Origin of the sequence: Paraburkholderia elongata, from assembly GCF_013177735.1 — a bacterium.
Taxonomy (GTDB): Bacteria; Pseudomonadota; Gammaproteobacteria; order Burkholderiales; family Burkholderiaceae; genus Paraburkholderia; species Paraburkholderia elongata.
Map to the genome: position 1 here is coordinate 39,605 of NZ_WOEZ01000195.1, position 16,303 is coordinate 55,907.

Sequence of the window (16,303 nt, forward strand, 5' to 3'; positions counted from 1 at the left end):
GCTTTCGAGCGGCTTTTCTGTTTCCCGGCAAGTTGAAATTCGGCTTGATAGCCGCCTATCCGACCGTGGTTTCGCGCACCGCCTTCTTACCCGATCCCGCACGCACTTTCACGGTTCTGGTGCTCTTCGCACCATGTGCGCTCTGAAGATCGCGCATGAAGTTATCGCGCCACACGGACACGTTGTTCTCGCGCAGCTGCACCATCATGTCGCGATGACGCGCCTGGCGCTCCGCAAGCGGCATCTCCAGCGCTCTCGCCAGCGCCTCGGCCATACCGTCGATATCGACCGGATTCACGATCAACGCGCCATCCAGTTCCTGCGCGGCGCCGGCAAAGCGTGACAGCACGAGCACGCCCGGATTTTCCGGATCCTGCGCCGACACATACTCCTTGGCGACGAGGTTCATGCCGTCGCGCAACGGCGTGACGTAGCCGACATGCGCCGTGCGAAACAGCGCGGCCAGCACCGAGCGCTCGTACTGCTTGTGGATGTACAAGATCGGCGTCCAGTCCAGTTCGGCAAAGCGGCCATTGATGCGCCCCGACTCTCCCTCAAGCTGCAAGCGGATGTCCTGATACGCGTGCATGTCGGCGCGCGTCGGCGGTGCGATTTGCAGGAACGAGACCTTGTTGCGTTGCGCGGTGGAATGTTCCAGCAGGCGCTCGAACGCACGGAAACGTTCGACCAGCCCTTTCGAATAATCGAGGCGGTCCACGCTCATGATCAGCTTGCGCGAATGCAGCGCCGTCTTCATCGTGCGCACCGGTTTGCCGCGCTCGCCCGCTTTCGCGAGCTCAGCGATTTCGTCTGGATAGACGCCGATCGGATAAGCCGCCGCGCGCAAGGTGCGGCCGAACGCATGAACGGTCAGCGGGCCGCTGGCCGACACGTCGATCGTGCCGTTCGCCTCGTTGACGATGTAATCGCAAAACGCCCGTAAATCCGGCGCGGTCTGGAAACCGAGCAGATCGAACGAACAGAGCGCTTCGACCAGCTCGCGATGCGGCGGCACCGCCAGCAACACCTGCGAAGCCGGAAACGGAATATGCAGAAAGAAGCCAATGCGATTTTTCACGCCCGCCGCGCGCAAGGCCTGGGCGAACGGAATCAGGTGATAGTCGTGGACCCAGATCACATCGTCTTCGCGCAATAGCGGCACGAGTTGCTGGGCGAGCCACGCATTGACGCGGCAATAGCCTTCGAAGTCATGCCGATCGTAGTGCACCAGATCGGCGCGATAGTGGAACGCGGGCCACAGCGTGGCGTTCGAGAAACCGCGGTAGTACTGGTCGTAGTCGCGGCGCATCAGCGCGATGGTCGCGAAGGTCACGGGTCCGCGCTCTTCCACCTTGATCTGCGGCTGGCCCGAGCTGAGCACGTCGCCGCTCCAGCCGAACCACATGCCGCCGGTTTCCTTCAGCGCGTCGTACACGCCGACCGCCAGACCGCCCGCTGCCGGGCCGCCCTCCGAGATCGGCGCAACCCGGTTCGATACAATGATCAGTCGGCTCATGAAGCGCGATTCCCGATGCAGTAAATCATGGACGTTGGGCGATGGGGCGTCACCGGCGGCATCATCGTCACGCTCCGCGCGCGGCCGCGACAATCGATTCCAGCCAGTCGAGCAGTGCCGTTACCGACTCGATGCGCGTATGCGCCATCGTGTCGCCCGCGCCCACCTTGATCGACAGGCCGCCGCGCTCGTTGACGACGGCAAAGCCTTTCTCGTCGGTCAGATCGTCGCCGGCAAACACCGGCGTGCGGCCGACGAACGGCGGCTCTTCCAGGAACGCGCGCATTGCGCGGCCCTTGTCGACATCCTTCGGTTTGATTTCGTAGACCATCTTGCCCGGCTGCAACACATACGAACCGGGGTAATCGGCAACCAGCCGCTCGGTCGCCTCGCGCGCCACCGGCTCGCGGTCGGGCGCGTTGCGGTAGTGCAGCGCCAGCGCCGCGCCTTTGATCTCGAGCAGCATGCCGGGATGTTCGTTGACGACCTGCGCGAGCACCTGCTCCATGCGCAGCAGCCGCTCGTCGTGAAAGCCGATGCGCTGCGTGTCGCCGTTCGCGTCGCGCCGCTCGGCGCCATGCAGACCGGCGATCGGCAGATCGGGCATGCCGAGAAAATCGTCGATGCTGTCGATGCCACGACCCGACACGATCGCGACCGCGCCGTTCGTGAGACTGCGCAACTCGGCCAGCAGCCCGATCACGCGCGGTTGCACCAGCACGCCGTCCGGCGTGGGCGCGAGTTCGACGAGCGTGCCGTCGAAGTCGAAGAAAAATGCCGTCTCACCAGGAGACAGAACAGCCGGAAGTGCTTGCATCGGATAATTTTGCCTTTCAGCCTTCTGCGGCCGGAAAAGTGTGCGCATCTTACCGCGCATCCGTCAATTTTTCGAGAAAGTAAGCCGGGACACAAGCCTGGCCGGGCGGTGCGGCCGATGCCGCTCACGATTGCGTTCGAAAAGAGAACAATCCGGCTTCAACCAGCTTTCAGCCGCCTGCGTCAAATTGCCTCGCAAACCGCGCGCCCGCGGGTGCTGCGCGACGTCAGCGGAAATTTTGCGATAAAGTCGCAGCCACGCAGACCATTGCAGCGACGACCATATTTGCACACTATGACGGGCCGCGCGCTTTGCACGAATCACGCCACGCCCATTCACGGGCAGCGTCACGCGCCGCTCTTCAATCGAGTAATTGAACCCTGCTTTGTTCCCCATCCTCTCGTCCCATCACCAGCCGAACCTCGCCACGCCACGCCGGCAGTGGCCCGGGCGCCTGGTCGCGCTGACCGTCATGGTGGGCGTGCTCGGTGCGCTAACCGGCTGCACGCACCGCGCCGAACCGTTCCAGTTGACCAACGTAACCGGCCACTTGCCGGATCTCGATTTCACGCTGACCGGCGACGACGGCCGCGCCGTAACCGGTGAGTCGTTTAAAGGCCGCACCTCGCTCGTCTACTTCGGCTATACGCATTGTCCGGACGTCTGCCCTGAAACGATGGGCCGCTTGATGCAGGTGCTCGGCAAACTCGGCCCGGACGCGCAAAAAGTGCGCATCCTGTTCATCACCGTCGATCCGGCACGCGACACACCCAAAGCCTTGCATGACTACGTCGGCGCCTTCGACTCGCAACACGCCGAAGGTCTGACCGGCACCGACTGGCAGATCGAGTCGCTCGCCAAGCGTTACCGGGTCGCCTATCAGATGGAAAAGCGCGATCCCAACGGCAACTACGAAGTCACCCATAGTTCGGCCGTCTACGTGTTCGATCAGCAGGGCCACGCGCGCCTGCTCGCCACCGATCACGATACTCCCGATTCGATCGCACGAGACCTGCGCCGTATCATTGATGACCGTTCCTGACCTTTCCCGAGTTCATCCATGTCGATCAAGATCAAAACGTTCGCTGCACTGAGCTGCACCCTCGCCCTTTCATTCGGTTTCGCAACGGCCGCGCATGCCGCTGACGCTAACGCGATCACCGCAAAAGACGCCTGGGTACGCTGGCTGCCGAACAACCTCCCCGCCGCCGGCTACGTGACGCTGGTGAACGCGAGCGACAAGCCGGTCGACCTCGTCGATATCTCCAGCAACGACTACGGCGACGCGATGCTGCATCAAACCGTGTCGAACGGCTCGACGCAAAAGATGGTGATGGTCGACAAGCTGACGGTGCCCGCGCACGGCCAGGTGGCGATCGCGCCGGGCGGCTATCACGTGATGCTCGAAGACGCGAAGCACAAGGTCGCGCCGGGCGACACCGTGCATCTGACGCTGAAGTTCTCCGACGGTGAAACGCTCGATACGCCGTTCGCCGTCAAGTCGCCCGCCCAGACCAAGTAACGCCCCGCGATGAACCTGCTCTACTGGCTCGATCCCTGGGAGTTCTCGCCGACCGTCGTCATCGCCTTGCTGGTGCCGGCGATCCTTTTCGTGCGCGGCGCGCACAAGGCGAAGGTGTCGATTCTCCGGCGCGTTTCCTTCTGGTTCGGGTTGGTCGCGTTGTATGTCGCGCTGCATACGCGGCTCGATTACTTCTTCGAGCATGAGTTCTTCATGCATCGCGCGCAGCATCTGGTGCTGCATCACCTCGGGCCGTTCTTTATCGCGCTCTCGTATCCTGGCGCCGCGTTGCGCGCGGGCATTCCATTCAGCTGGCGGCAGCGCTTCGTGCGGCCTGCGCTGGAGACCCCGGTAGTACGCAAGCTGCTCGACGTGGTGATGCATCCGGTGGTTGCAGTCACGTTGTTCGTCGGGCTGATCTACTTCTGGCTGATGTCGCCGGTTCATTTCGTGGCGATGCTCGACTGGCGACTCTATCGCGTGATGAACTGGAGCATGGTGATCGACGGACTGCTGTTCTGGTGGCTCGTGCTCGATCCGCGTCCGGCGCCGCCGGCGCGTTTGTCGCCCGGCAAGCGCGTACTCGTGGTGATCGCCGCGATTCCGCCGCAGATCATCCTCGGCGCGTTCATCTTCTTTACGCCGCGCGAGCTGTACCCGATCTACTCGATCTGCGGCCGCGCCTTCACGTGGCTGAGCCCGATGCGCGACCAGCAGATCGGCGGGCTGTTGCTGTGGATTCCGGGCTCGATGATGAGTGTGATCGGCGCGCTGGTGGCGTTGCGTCACTGGATGCGACTGTCGGCACGCGGACGTCTGCGCGGCGAGCGGCGCGCAAAGGTGAAGCAAGGCTTGACACAGCCCGCGTCAGCGCCTGCGAGCAGCCACCGCTGAAATTTCGAATCTATTGAATTCGCGGCGATTGAAGCCGGGCAGCGTGCACGCGCCGGGCCCGGTTGCAGGCTGGCTTATTAAGCCGAACGCATCCACACGTGCGGGATGCCGTCCTCTTCGTGAATCTCCGACACCGGCGTAAAGCCGAATGCGCCGTAAAAGCCTTGCAGATGCGCCTGCGCATGCAAACGGATCGGCGTACCGGGCCACTGCACCCGAATATGCATGAGCGAGCGTTCGAGCATCGCGTTGCCGAGGCCGATGCCGCGGAATTCCGCTGTTGTCAGAACGCGGCCGATGCGGATATCGGTGTCTTCGGCGTCCGGCAGCAGCACGCGCAGATAGCCCGCGAGCGGCGGGCTCTTCTCACCGGAGCCATTGGCGCCATAAGCAAACAGATGCCAGGCATCTGAATCGAGCCCGTCAATATCGCCATACACGCAGTTCTGCTCGACGACGAACACCGCGCTGCGAGCGGCCAGCATCGCATAGACTTCGGCGGCCGTGAGGTCTTCGAACGCTTTCCAGCGCCATTCGAGTTGCGCCAGTCGCGTGGCGGCGGTTTGCTGCGATTCAGTCATGGAAAGTCTTCAAAGGAAGCGCGCCTTGATCGGCGGCGGCAAAGCGGAATTATGCCGCGCGTGGCGGTCTTAGGCTATGCCGCCCGTCGGCAATCCCGCTAGCTGTTTACAAAAACCGGCTCGACGGGCTGTGCGAGACATTCGATCAGGTTACCGGGCCCGCACAAATGCAGCGCGCCCACCACCACCAATGTTCGCTCCCGCCGTCCAAGCAGCTCCTTCACGCGCGCCGCCCACGCGCGATTGCGCGCATCCAGAATGGCGTGGCGGATGCCGGGCAGGTTGAACATCGGCGACTCGACGGCGATCTGGTGCACGGCCTGCAAATCGCCATGCAGCCAGGCGGTGTGCATCCGCTCGAGCGTGCGCTGCGGTTCGTCGAGATCGGACATCAGCATGCCGAGCGCGGTGCCGACTGCTTCGAGCGGAATCGATTCGAGCGACGCCGCCACTTCCTGCGCGGTCTCGAGATACTCGTACGGTTTGGCTTGCGTCAGCGCCGAGCGCAGCATGCGCGGCTCGACGCCTTCGACAACCTGCTGAAATAGCGTCGGCGCGACGATCAGCGCGGCCCACGGACGCAGATCCGCGAGCGGCGCGAGCGGGCCTTCGGTGGGCCATACGGACTGCAGTTGCCGCCATGCATCGGCGGATAACATGGGCTGAAGACAATCGGCGCCACCCTGCGCGCCGGCCTTCAGAAACGGCAGGATCGTCGGCGGATCGGATTCGAAAACCAGCGATTCGGCCCAGTCATACGCTTCGGCGATCCATGGCGGCGTTCTGCGGCTCGTCGCCGGAAACAGATGCATCGAGCCGAGCAAACGGACGTTAGTGCCGGTGAGTTGTAAATACATGCAGCCTCGTGTAGACGGGCAATTGCGCAAAGCGGCAATCGGGCAATTCAATCGAAGGCGCGCAGCGCGGCAGACCGGCTCGCGGCCCCTCGCCAGGCGGTCCGCACCGTGAACGCGACGAACAGCAGAAAGACGATCTGCGAAAGGTACAGGTCCATGCGGATCGGATGATGCAGCGCGAACCATGAATTGTGCACCACGTCTGTCACGATGACGGCGACGCAGAGGATCAGCCCTGCTCCCGGAATCAACAGCAGTAGCAGAGCGGTTAGCGGATCGATGAAGAGCAGCGACGTCCAGTAGATTCGCGTCATCGGCGCCGCGCCGCCGTAGTCCCACGAAAGTCCGTGGACCAAGGCCACTTGCAGATGTGTCCAGGTGGCGCCGCAGAGGCATAGCGCGTAGATCAAGCGCAAATAGAAGGAGCGGCGTTCGATATCCTTGATGCGCATGATGTCGATGCGGGAGCGTTGAGATCTGCGAACTATAGCGTTGCGCGCAGCGAAGCACGCAGATGGCCGCGGCGGCGTATCGAAAACAAGCGACCTAAGGACCCAGGCTGAAAGGAGAGACACGAGGTACGAGGTACGAGGTGCACGACGCCGCAAAAAGAAAAGCCCCGACAAGTCGGGGCTTTTCTTTACATCAACTACTGGAGGCGCGAGCCGGAGTCGAACCGGCCTAAACGGCTTTGCAGGCCGCTGCATAACCGCTTTGCTATCGCGCCGCAAGCGGACTGGAACCTAGCTGCAGATTCTCAGATTTGTCTGGTGGGCAACCGTAAGGGCTGGCCCACCAAACAAAAAGGGAAGCGTTGCTTCCCCTTATGTATGGAGCGGGAGACGAGGCTCGAACTCGCGACCTCAACCTTGGCAAGGTTGCGCTCTACCAACTGAGCTACTCCCGCATTGCCCTACTTCACAACGCGTTGCACTTTTACTTCGCCAAACAACGCGCTGCTTCAAAAATTGGAGCGGGAGACGAGGCTCGAACTCGCGACCTCAACCTTGGCAAGGTTGCGCTCTACCAACTGAGCTACTCCCGCATTGTGCTGCTTTTGTCCTGCTTTTATCACGCTAACTGCTGCCTTGTTACTGCAACTACGCTCTTACTGCCACCGACGTTTCGAACTGCGTGCATCGGAGAAACGAGATTATGGAGAAACGACTGAAACGTGTCAACCCCTTTTGCGAATGTCTTTAACTGAAAAAATTTCACTCACGCTTGCGCGACGTTCGGACACGCTTCAGCCGCTTGGGCGTCGCGCCTCGATCGCTCTTCAATCAGACACAATCAGGCAACGCCGCCCCGCTCGCGGATCTGCGGCCACGCGAGTTTCATGTAATAGAGCATCGACCAGATCGTCAGGAACGCGGCCAGATAGATTAGCCACAAGCCCCACACACGCGTATCGACAGAGACACCGCCGCCGAACGGCAACGGCCCGTAGAACAGCAGCATCGGAATCGCGACCATCTGGCACACGGTCTTGAACTTGCCGAGCGAATTCACCGCGACGCTCTTCGATGCGCCGATCTGCGCCATCCATTCGCGCAGCGCCGAGATGGCGATCTCGCGCCCGACGATCACCAGCGCAATCGCCGAATCGATCCGCGCGAGTTGCACGAGCACCAGCAACGCAGCCGTCACCATCAGCTTGTCGGCGACCGGATCGAGAAACGCGCCGAACGCCGAGGTCTGATTCCATTTGCGGGCCAGATAGCCGTCGAACCAGTCGGTGAGCGCCGCCAGAATGAAGATCGTCGCGGCAGCCAGATTGCGGTGTGCCGGGCTCATCATCATGTCGGGCAAATAAAACACACCGACGACGAGCGGAATCAGGACGATCCGCAGCCAAGTCAGGAAAATCGGAAAATTAAACGGCATGGGCAGGCGCAGCGTCTGACAAGGGAGATGCAATTGTGCCGTGTCACAAGGCCTGCCACAAGCAAAGCGGGCAGCGTGCCGTACCGCGATCAGTGCAACTGCCGGTAGATCTGCTCGGCAAGCGCCTGGGAAATCCCTTCGACGCTCGCCAGATCCTCGACGCTTGCCGCAACCACCCCACGCAACCCGCCGAAGCGCGCCAACAGCCGCTGACGCCGCTTCGCGCCCACCCCTTCGAGTTCTTCGAGCCGCGAGGTCTGGCGCGTCTTGCCGCGTTTCGCGCGCATGCCGGTGATGGCGAAACGGTGTGCCTCGTCACGGATTTGCGCGACCAGCATCAGCGCCGCGCTTTCCTTGCCAAGTTCGAGCGGTGCGCGGCCGTCCGCGAAAATCAGGGTTTCGAGACCGACCTTGCGTCCCTCGCCCTTCGCGACACCGACCAGCATGCCGGTATCGAGACCCAGTTCGGTGAACACCTGGCGCGCGATTTCGACCTGCCCCTTGCCGCCGTCGATCAACACGATGGTCGGCAGGATGCCGCCAGCAGCCGCCGGCTCCGCGGCATCCGCTGCGAGCGACGGGTCCGCGGCCGCGTCGGTTTGCAATTCGGCGGCTTCGTCCGCGGCGTTCGCAGCCGCTTGCGCGACCATCTTCTCGTAGCGGCGCGTGAGCACCTGCCGCATCGCCGCGTAATCGTCGCCCGGGGTGATGCCGGTGATGTTGTAGCGGCGGTATTCGGACGACTGCATCTTGTGATGGTGATACACCACGCACGACGCCTGCGTCGCCTCACCCATCGTGTGGCTGATGTCGAAACACTCGATACGCAGATGCGCGAGGTCGTCGTACTCCATACCGAGCGTGTCGGTGAGCGCGCGCGTGCGAGCCTGTTGCGAGCCTTGTTCCGAGAGCAGGCGTGCGAGCGCGAGCCGCGCGTTCTGCTCGGCCATCGCAAGCCATGCGCGCCGTTGACCTTGCGGCTGGCGCAGCACCGTCACCTTGTGGCCGGCCTGTTCGATCAGCACATCGACCAGCTCGCGCGTGGCCGGTGCGTGGCTGACCACGAGCACCGGCGGGACGCGATTGCCGATGTAGTGCTGCGCAATGAACGCCTCCAGGACTTCAGATTCGATGCCACCGGCGGTTGCACGGCCTTTGCGTGGCGCCGAAGGTTCGAGTTCAGACTCGGCTGCGTCGTCCGCCTCGGCCTCGAGCGCATCGCCTTCCTCGTCACCGTCCTCTTCGGACGGCATCTCCCCGGCGATTGCGAGGGCGTCAGCGGCATCGGATGATGCGTTCGCGCGGGTTGCAGCCTCGTCAGACATCGAGGCTGCGCCGGTCGCGACATCGGCTAACAACTCATCGTCGCCGCCCTCTTCAAGGCCGCCCTCGCCGACCGTCAAGGCGCTTTCCACATGCGCCGGGAAATACGCCTTGTCGCCCAGATGCCGTCCGCCGCGCACCATCGCGAGATTCACGCATACGCGCCCGCCGAGCGCGACGACCGCGAGAATATCCACATCGCTATCGCCGCCGACTTCGATGGCCTGCTGATGCAGCACCGTCGACAGCGAACTCATCTGATTGCGCACCGCCGCGGCCTGCTCGAACTTCAACTCGCCCGCGAACGCGTGCATTTTCTGCTCGAGCTCCTTCATCACCTCGCCCTGCCGGCCGAGCAGAAAGCGCGACGCGTTGGCGACATCGCGCGCGTAATCTTCTTCGCTGATTGAGCCGACGCACGGCGCCGTGCAGCGGCCGATCTGATGCAGCAGACATGGCCGGGTGCGGTTGTTGAACACGGAATCTTCACACGTGCGCAACTGGAAGACGCGCTGCAGGATCTGGATGCTCTCGCGCACCGCCCACGCACTCGGGAATGGGCCGAAGTACTGATTTTTGCGATCCACCGAGCCGCGGTAATACGCCATGCGCGGAAACTTGTGGCCGGTCAGCTTGAGATAGGGATATGACTTGTCGTCGCGAAACAGAATGTTGTAACGCGGCGCCAGCGCCTTGATCAGATTGTTTTCGAGCAGCAGCGCTTCGGCCTCGGAGCGCGTGACGGTCGTCTCGATGCGCGCAATGCGCGTCACCATCATCGCGATACGCGGCGACAGTTGCGTCTTTGTGAAGTAGCTCGAGACGCGCTTCTTGAGATCGCGTGCCTTGCCCACGTAAAGCACCGCGCCCTGCGTATCGTAATAGCGATAGACGCCGGGCAGATGCGGCAATTGGGCGAGCACTTTTTTCGGCTCGAAAACGTCGGTTGCTTCAGGTTCGGTCATGCAGAATCGGTTGGCTGGGACAGTGTCGCGAAGCCTCTGCCCGCGTGCTGCGCGCTGAGCGGTCACTTAGACGCGGAACCGCGGATGAGTGCTTTAGAATCGCCAGTTTAGAGCATTCCGCGTGCGTTCGAACCCTGCTGCATCGAATGCCGCGATAGAGCGGCGCAAGCCGGCGGCTGAACCTGATTGCGTCACCCGCCAGCAAGCCCCTGCAGAACCCAGGCACGCCACACCCGATCCACTCCGCGACCCACGCCACCATGTCCTCCGCTACGCCGCTTTCCGAACAACCCGTTGCCGCGCCCACAGCGATCGCCTGCGATATCTTTTGCGCGGTGATCGACAATTTCGGCGACATTGGCGTGTGCTGGCGTCTCGCGCGCCAACTGGCGAGCGAGCACGGCTGGCAGGTGCGCGTGTTCGTCGACGACCTGCACGCGTTCCAGAAGCTGTGCCCGTCGCTGGCGCTGAATCGCGCGCGCCAGGCGGTCGGCGGTATCGTCGTCGAACACTGGCACGAGCCGAACCACGCGGGCGATACGCTCGAAGTGGCTGACGTCGTGATCGAGGCATTTGCCTGCGAGTTGCCGCCGGTCTATGTCGCCGCGATGGCGCGGCGCGAGCGCGCGCCGGTCTGGTTCAATCTCGAATACCTGAGCGCCGAAGACTGGGTCGCGGATTTCCATCTGCGGCCGTCGCCGCATCCGCGCTACCCGCTGACCAAGACCTTCTTCTTCCCCGGACTCGGCCCCGGCACCGGCGGCGTGCTGAAGGAACGGCATCTCGACGCCGCGCGCACGGCCTTCGAGGCATCGCAACCGGCGCGCGAAGCGTGGTGGCTGAAAACCACCGGCCGCGCGCCGCCACCGCCCACGGCCACGGTCGTCTCGCTGTTCGCCTACGAGAACCCCGCCGTCGAGAGCCTGCTTGAACAATGGCGCGACAGCGCCGAACCGGTTGTTCTGCTGGTCCCGGAAGGCCGCATTTCGAGCGCGGTCGCGCGCTTTTTCGGCCTGCCCTCGTTCGCCGCCGGTTCGCACGCCGAGCGCGGCGGCCTCAGCGTCCACGCGCTCGCTTTTACGGAGCAACCCGGCTACGACACGCTGCTGTGGGCCAGCGACATCAATTTCGTGCGCGGCGAAGATTCGTTCGTACGCGCCCAATGGGCCGCCAAACCCTTTGTCTGGCACATCTACCCCCAAGCCGACGATGCCCATCTGCCGAAGCTCGACGCCGCGCTCGCCCACTACGCCCGTACCCTGCCCGCCGACGCGCGGGACGCCCTCGCGCGCTTCTGGCACGCATGGAACAGCGCGGGCCGGCCGGACTGGGCGGAATTCCAGCGTCACCGCGCGGCGCTGAAGCAGCGCGCGGCCAAATGGGCCGGCGAACTGGCCCAGGTGGGTGACCTCGCCGGAAATCTGGCCTTGTTCGCAAAAACTCAGTTAAAATAAGCGGTTATCCAACGGCCGACGACGCAAGCGCGGTCCGATCGCAGCGACTTCAGCGACTTAGTCTTGCGAATTGGTCTGGCAAATTCGCCAGGCTAATTGGACAGACCAATTCGCAAGGCAAACCCAGCAGGCCAATCCGCTTGCGCCGTATGCCGTTGAGCAAAGTTGAAGCTACTTATTTCGTACAGGACAGTTTTATGAAGACCGCACAGGAACTCCGCACCGGTAACGTCGTGATGATCGGCAGCGACGCGATGGTCGTGCAAAAGGCCGAATACAACAAGTCGGGCCGTAACTCCGCCGTCGTGAAGATGAAGTTCAAGAACCTGCTGACCGGCGCAGGCATGGAAAGCGTGTACAAGGCAGACGACAAGTTCGACGTCGTCGTGCTGGAACGCAAGGAAGTCGCGTACTCGTACTTCGCTGACCCGATGTACGTGTTCATGGACGCCGACTACAACCAGTTCGAAGTCGAAGGCGAAATGATGGGCGACGCCCTCCATTACCTCGAAGACGGCATGGCTTGCGAAGTCGTGTTCTACAACGAGAAAGCCATCTCGGTCGAACTGCCGACCACGCTGGTCCGTGAAATCATCTACACGGAACCGGCAGTCAAGGGCGATACGTCGTCGGGCAAGGTGTTGAAGAACGCCAAGCTGACCACCGGTTTCGAACTGCAAGTGCCGCTCTTCTGCAACATCGGCGACAAGATCGAAATCGACACGCGTACGCACGAGTACCGCAGCCGCGCGTAAGCGCCTACAGCCTGAATTCTGCGCCGGAGCAAGTCCGGCGCAGCGAAAAAAAATGGCAAAAAAAAAAAGCGCCCACCTTGGGCGCTTTTTCTTTTTTGCGCCGCCGTGTATGGTTGAGGAAAACTTTACCGGCAGCCTTCTCAAAAATGCCAGCCTGCTGCTCTTATCTTCCCGCCTTGCGTCAAACAAACCATTGATAAGCTTAAGTAATTGGCTTTGGCACAGTTCATGCTGCTGTCCGATAGAGACTGGTAAGGCTTTATTTTCTCAACGCCGGAAATACGACGTGAATAACGACATCGCCGAGGGCAAGCGGAACTTGAGGTAAGACGCTTCTTCGACAGCAACCGGGATTTCTGACCAGTCGAATGAAGGAAATACAGGTGCCCGCCCGCGCGTCACATCGCGCCAGCGCGGGCATCCACTGAAAATCAAAGGACCTATAACACCATGAGTCGAATCGCCCCAACTCCGCTTGCACGTCGTGTCCCACGACCTGCACAGCGCCTATGCCAATTGGCCGGCAGCTGTTCCGCCGCCGTGGCAGGCGCTGCCAGCGCGGTATGGCGTTCGACCGACAGTACCGGCCAGCCATCGCGCCCAGGTTGCGCGCCAGAGTACCGGCGCGGCGTACCGGGTATTCCGTCCATCTAAAAATAGCGCTCGCCATGCCACATGCCCTGATTGTTGAAGACGATCCCAATAGCCTGTCTGGCCTGTCCGCCATCCTCGCCGCCGACGGCTTTTCCGTCGACACCGCGACCACCATCGCCGAGGCTCGGGCTGCCCTGACGCGCTTCATTCCTGACGTCGTGCTGGTCGACCTGAATCTGCCGGACGGCAGCGGGCTCGATGTGTTGCAGCACCTGCCCGCGCACCCGCCCGGCGGCGCCTTGCCCGTGATCGTGATGACCGGCAACGCGACGGTCGAGAGCGCGATCGAGGGTCTGCGGCACGGCATCTGGGACTACCTGCTCAAACCGGTCAATATCCCGCGCTTGCGTAGTCTGCTCGCGCGGATTCCGCGCCCGTACGAACTGACCGAAGAAGTCCAGACGCTGCGCGCGTCGCTGCGTCAACTCGGTCGTTTCGGCTCGTTACTGGGCCGCAGCGGTACGGTCCAGCATGTGTACGACACGATCGAACATATCGCGCCGACTGAAGCCGCCGTGCTGATTTCCGGCGAAGCCGGCACGGGCAAGCAGATCGCCGCGCGCACGATGCACGACATGAGCCGGCGCCGCAAAGGACCGTTCGTTACATTCGATTGCCGGAGTGCAGGCAGCGGCGCGGCGCTTCGCTCGCTCGACAGCCTGCTGTTCGGCCACGAGCGCGGCGCGTTCAGTGGCGCCGAGCAGCGCGAGCCGGGCCTGTTCGAGCAAGCCAGCGGCGGCACGCTGTTCATCGACGAAATAGCCGAACTGCCGCGTGCCCAGCAGGAAGCGCTGCTGCGCGCACTCGATTCGCAGACCTTCATGCGGGTCGGCGGCACGAATCAGGTGGCGACCGACTTCCGGCTGATCGCTTCGACACGCAAAAACCCACGCGCGGCGGTCGCCGACGGCAGCCTGCACGAAGACCTCGCGCTGCGTCTCGAAGCGGCCGCCATCACCCTACCGCCGTTGCGCGAGCGCGGCGACGATCCGGCGTTGATCGCGCAAGCCGTCGTCGATGATTTGAATCACGAAGCGACCGCGCGCGGCACGTCGGAAGTGGCCAAGCAAATCGGGCCGAACTTCCTGCGCGAGTGTCTTTCGTACGAATGGCCGGGCAATGTGCGCGAGTTACAGGATCGCGTGCGCCGGGCGTATCACGCGTCGGGCGACGTGCTGGAATCGCTGCGTGCCGATGAGGCGGGCTCGGCGAACGGGCGCGATCTGAACGGCAGCCGCGTGCAGGTCACTGTCGGCACACCCCTCGCGGACGTCGAGGAAATGCTGATCCGCGCGACGCTCGATGCGGTCGGCGGCACGCGCCATCGCGCGGCATCGCTGCTGGGGATCAGTCCGAAGACGCTGTACAACAAGCTGCAACGGATGCGGTTGAACTGACCTGGTTAGGCCGGCTTGGCGGTAGCCAGGCTTGAATAGAAAACGGCGCCTGAAAAAGGCGCCGTTTTTTTGCTCGATGCAAACGCTCGAGTCCCTGATCCGCTATCTACCGGTTGCTACCGATTGCTACCGATTGCTCACGCAAACGCGCTGCGCAACAAGGCCTGCGCTTGCAGATACTGCGGCTCGGCGACCAGCTTGCTCCACTTGAGCGCCTTGCCGCGCGGCTGCATGCGCTTAAGCCGCTGCTGCGACTCCTTCGACGGCGTGAAGCGCAGCGCCTCCAGCACCTTTTCCGCTTCGTCCGGCTGATTGCAGATAAGCACCATGTCGCAACCTGCCTCCAGCGCGGCGCTCGCGCCTTCCGTCAGCGTGCCGCCCTGGCGCGCGGCTTCCATCGAGAGATCGTCGCTGAAGACTGCACCCTCGAAACGCAATTTTTTGCGCAGGATGTCCTGCAGCCAGACACGCGAAAAGCCCGCAGGCTTCGAGTCGACCTGTGGATAAACCACATGTGCGGGCAGCACGGCCCCTAGCGACACACCGAGCCAGTCGTACGGCGCCACGTCCTCGCGCAGGATCTCGTCGAGCGAACGGTCGTCGACCGGCATCGCAACATGCGAGTCGGCGTGCGCGAAGCCGTGCCCTGGAAAATGCTTGCCGCAATTGCTCATGCCGGCCAATGCGAGGCCGTGATTGAGGCTCTTGGCCAGCAAGGCCACGACGCGCGGATCGCGATGGAATGAGCGATCGCCGATTACCTGCGACTGGCCGTAATTCAGATCGAGCACCGGGGTAAAACTCATATCGATGCCGCACGCGCGCAATTCGGCCGCGAGGATATAGCCGATCGCGGTCGTCACTTTGGTGGCGTGCAGCACGTCGCTGTCCCAAAGGGCGCCGAGCTTGCCCATCGCCGGCAACAGCGTGAAGCCGTCGGTGCGAAAGCGCTGCACTCGACCGCCTTCGTGGTCGACGGAAATCAGCAGATCGTCGCGGATCGCGCGGATCGAATCGGTCAGCGCGATCAATTGCGCGCGGCTCTCGTAATGGCGCGCGAACAGGATCACGCCGCCGGTCATCGGATGGGCAAGGCGGCGTTTATCGTCGTCGTTCAGCGTTGTGCCGACCACGTCGAGCATTACCGGTCCGGGAGTGAGTTTCATCGAATTCCGCTAGAAAAAAGCCTGGTGCAAAGAGAGACGCGGCCGACGTGCGCCGCGTTCAGGATATTTTTTATTCGTCGCTGGCGGGTGCGTGCGGAGAGTCAGGCCCTCGCGCCACCTCCCCTGTTTCGGCAATCACGAACGACACGGCGTAATCGCGTTCGTCGCTGACCGTCACACGCGCTGTGATACCGCGCGCGTCGAGCCATTCGGCCAGCTCGCCCGACGCAACCACCATCGGCTCGCCACTCGGCTTGTTGAGCGTTTGCAGCGCGCGCCAAGTCATCGGCCAGCGCATGCCGAGGCCGATCGCTTTCGAGAATGCTTCTTTGGCCGAGAACCGCGTGGCGAGAAATGCGATTCCACGCGCCGCCGAACGCGCGTGGCGCGCGTGATAAACGCGCAGCTCGTCCGGGCCGAGCACCTTCTCTGCGAAGCGGCCGTTGGTGCGTGTCATCACCGCGGCCACGCGGCTGACCTGAACGATGTCCGTGCCGATGCCGTAGATGGTCATG

General features: G+C 62.8%; 16 protein-coding genes and 3 tRNA genes. 7 read left to right on the forward strand and 12 right to left on the reverse strand.

The window, feature by feature from the left end:
- Positions 1–55: 55 nt before the first annotated feature.
- Together otsA and otsB are read right to left on the reverse strand one after the other, a co-directional pair.
- Entirely contained in the window at positions 56–1,516 is a 1,461-nt protein-coding gene (gene otsA, locus GNZ13_RS34830; protein WP_172173009.1) for an alpha,alpha-trehalose-phosphate synthase (UDP-forming), read from the reverse strand.
- A 67-nt stretch (positions 1,517–1,583) separates the two neighbouring features.
- Entirely contained in the window at positions 1,584–2,333 is a 750-nt protein-coding gene (otsB, locus tag GNZ13_RS34835) for a trehalose-phosphatase (RefSeq protein WP_172173011.1), read from the reverse strand.
- 472 nt (positions 2,334–2,805) lie between these two features.
- On the opposite strand from otsB, the gene GNZ13_RS34840 reads away from it, so the two are divergent.
- From GNZ13_RS34840 to GNZ13_RS34850, 3 genes are read left to right on the forward strand one after another with little or no spacing between them, the layout of a single operon-like run.
- Positions 2,806–3,375 (forward strand): SCO family protein, encoded by a 570-nt coding sequence (locus GNZ13_RS34840; RefSeq protein ID WP_172173102.1) that lies wholly within the window; start codon positions 2,806–2,808, stop codon positions 3,373–3,375.
- 18 nt (positions 3,376–3,393) lie between these two features.
- Positions 3,394–3,855, forward strand: a complete 462-nt coding sequence (locus tag GNZ13_RS34845) for a copper chaperone PCu(A)C (RefSeq protein WP_172173013.1) — start codon at positions 3,394–3,396, stop codon at positions 3,853–3,855.
- 9 nt (positions 3,856–3,864) lie between these two features.
- Positions 3,865–4,749, forward strand: coding sequence for a cytochrome c oxidase assembly protein (locus GNZ13_RS34850; RefSeq protein WP_172173015.1), 885 nt, complete (start codon positions 3,865–3,867; stop codon positions 4,747–4,749).
- A gap of 77 nt (positions 4,750–4,826) precedes the next feature.
- On the opposite strand, the gene GNZ13_RS34855 is transcribed toward GNZ13_RS34850, so the two are convergent.
- The 8 genes from GNZ13_RS34855 to uvrC form a co-directional block, all read right to left on the reverse strand.
- Positions 4,827–5,330: a GNAT family N-acetyltransferase gene (locus GNZ13_RS34855; RefSeq protein ID WP_172173017.1), complete on the reverse strand. Its 504-nt coding sequence runs from the start codon at positions 5,328–5,330 to the stop codon at positions 4,827–4,829.
- A 98-nt stretch (positions 5,331–5,428) separates the two neighbouring features.
- Positions 5,429–6,187: a TraB/GumN family protein gene (locus GNZ13_RS34860; RefSeq protein ID WP_172173019.1), complete on the reverse strand. Its 759-nt coding sequence runs from the start codon at positions 6,185–6,187 to the stop codon at positions 5,429–5,431.
- A 47-nt stretch (positions 6,188–6,234) separates the two neighbouring features.
- Complete coding sequence (locus tag GNZ13_RS34865) at positions 6,235–6,639, reverse strand: hypothetical protein (protein WP_172173021.1); 405 nt, start codon at positions 6,637–6,639, stop codon at positions 6,235–6,237.
- 201 nt (positions 6,640–6,840) lie between these two features.
- A tRNA-Cys gene (locus GNZ13_RS34870) sits at positions 6,841–6,914 on the reverse strand.
- A gap of 104 nt (positions 6,915–7,018) precedes the next feature.
- Positions 7,019–7,094 (reverse strand) — tRNA-Gly (locus tag GNZ13_RS34875).
- Between the two features lie 62 nt (positions 7,095–7,156).
- Positions 7,157–7,232, reverse strand: a tRNA-Gly gene (locus tag GNZ13_RS34880).
- A 248-nt stretch (positions 7,233–7,480) separates the two neighbouring features.
- A complete protein-coding gene (gene pgsA / locus GNZ13_RS34885; protein ID WP_074282658.1) occupies positions 7,481–8,074 on the reverse strand; it encodes a CDP-diacylglycerol--glycerol-3-phosphate 3-phosphatidyltransferase in 594 nt (197 codons plus the stop codon).
- An 89-nt stretch (positions 8,075–8,163) separates the two neighbouring features.
- On the reverse strand, positions 8,164–10,362 hold the full coding sequence (gene uvrC, locus GNZ13_RS34890; RefSeq protein WP_172173023.1) for an excinuclease ABC subunit UvrC: 2,199 nt from the start codon (positions 10,360–10,362) through the stop codon (positions 8,164–8,166).
- A 260-nt stretch (positions 10,363–10,622) separates the two neighbouring features.
- Here uvrC and earP point away from each other — a divergent pair, with 260 nt between their 5' ends.
- The 4 genes from earP (at position 10,623) to GNZ13_RS34910 (ending at position 14,622) form a co-directional block, all read left to right on the forward strand.
- Complete coding sequence (gene earP, locus GNZ13_RS34895; protein ID WP_172173025.1) at positions 10,623–11,816, forward strand: elongation factor P maturation arginine rhamnosyltransferase EarP; 1,194 nt, start codon at positions 10,623–10,625, stop codon at positions 11,814–11,816.
- Positions 11,817–12,013: 197 nt separating this feature from the next.
- On the forward strand, positions 12,014–12,571 hold the full coding sequence (gene efp / locus GNZ13_RS34900; protein WP_172173027.1) for an elongation factor P: 558 nt from the start codon (positions 12,014–12,016) through the stop codon (positions 12,569–12,571).
- Positions 12,572–12,623: 52 nt separating this feature from the next.
- Entirely contained in the window at positions 12,624–12,899 is a 276-nt protein-coding gene (locus tag GNZ13_RS34905; RefSeq protein WP_172173029.1) for a hypothetical protein, read from the forward strand.
- Between the two features lie 340 nt (positions 12,900–13,239).
- Positions 13,240–14,622, forward strand: coding sequence for a sigma-54-dependent transcriptional regulator (locus GNZ13_RS34910; RefSeq protein ID WP_172173031.1), 1,383 nt, complete (start codon positions 13,240–13,242; stop codon positions 14,620–14,622).
- Positions 14,623–14,759: 137 nt separating this feature from the next.
- Here GNZ13_RS34910 and nagZ read toward each other — a convergent pair whose 3' ends face one another.
- Both nagZ and acpS read right to left on the reverse strand, forming a co-directional pair.
- Positions 14,760–15,788 carry a beta-N-acetylhexosaminidase gene (gene nagZ, locus GNZ13_RS34915; protein ID WP_172173033.1) on the reverse strand — a complete coding sequence of 343 codons (1,029 nt, stop codon included), beginning with the start codon at positions 15,786–15,788 and terminating at the stop codon, positions 14,760–14,762.
- A 70-nt stretch (positions 15,789–15,858) separates the two neighbouring features.
- Positions 15,859–16,302 (reverse strand): holo-ACP synthase, encoded by a 444-nt coding sequence (acpS, locus tag GNZ13_RS34920; protein WP_171925353.1) that lies wholly within the window; start codon positions 16,300–16,302, stop codon positions 15,859–15,861.
- Position 16,303: the final 1 nt, after the last annotated feature.

Bases quoted from the DNA above. Each gene is read 5' to 3' on its own strand.
- otsA (WP_172173009.1), bottom strand. From the start codon at position 1,516: ATGAGCCGACTGATCATTGTATCGAACCGGGTTGCGCCGATCTCGGAG.
- otsB (WP_172173011.1), bottom strand. From the start codon at position 2,333: ATGCAAGCACTTCCGGCTGTTCTGTCTCCTGGTGAGACGGCATTTTTC.
- GNZ13_RS34840 (WP_172173102.1), top strand. From the start codon at position 2,806: ATGGTGGGCGTGCTCGGTGCGCTAACCGGCTGCACGCACCGCGCCGAA.
- GNZ13_RS34845 (WP_172173013.1), top strand. From the start codon at position 3,394: ATGTCGATCAAGATCAAAACGTTCGCTGCACTGAGCTGCACCCTCGCC.
- GNZ13_RS34850 (WP_172173015.1), top strand. From the start codon at position 3,865: ATGAACCTGCTCTACTGGCTCGATCCCTGGGAGTTCTCGCCGACCGTC.
- GNZ13_RS34855 (WP_172173017.1), bottom strand. From the start codon at position 5,330: ATGACTGAATCGCAGCAAACCGCCGCCACGCGACTGGCGCAACTCGAA.
- GNZ13_RS34860 (WP_172173019.1), bottom strand. From the start codon at position 6,187: ATGTATTTACAACTCACCGGCACTAACGTCCGTTTGCTCGGCTCGATG.
- GNZ13_RS34865 (WP_172173021.1), bottom strand. From the start codon at position 6,639: ATGCGCATCAAGGATATCGAACGCCGCTCCTTCTATTTGCGCTTGATC.
- pgsA (WP_074282658.1), bottom strand. From the start codon at position 8,074: ATGCCGTTTAATTTTCCGATTTTCCTGACTTGGCTGCGGATCGTCCTG.
- uvrC (WP_172173023.1), bottom strand. From the start codon at position 10,362: ATGACCGAACCTGAAGCAACCGACGTTTTCGAGCCGAAAAAAGTGCTC.
- earP (WP_172173025.1), top strand. From the start codon at position 10,623: ATGTCCTCCGCTACGCCGCTTTCCGAACAACCCGTTGCCGCGCCCACA.
- efp (WP_172173027.1), top strand. From the start codon at position 12,014: ATGAAGACCGCACAGGAACTCCGCACCGGTAACGTCGTGATGATCGGC.
- GNZ13_RS34905 (WP_172173029.1), top strand. From the start codon at position 12,624: ATGGCAAAAAAAAAAAGCGCCCACCTTGGGCGCTTTTTCTTTTTTGCG.
- GNZ13_RS34910 (WP_172173031.1), top strand. From the start codon at position 13,240: ATGCCACATGCCCTGATTGTTGAAGACGATCCCAATAGCCTGTCTGGC.
- nagZ (WP_172173033.1), bottom strand. From the start codon at position 15,788: ATGAAACTCACTCCCGGACCGGTAATGCTCGACGTGGTCGGCACAACG.
- acpS (WP_171925353.1), bottom strand. From the start codon at position 16,302: ATGACCATCTACGGCATCGGCACGGACATCGTTCAGGTCAGCCGCGTG.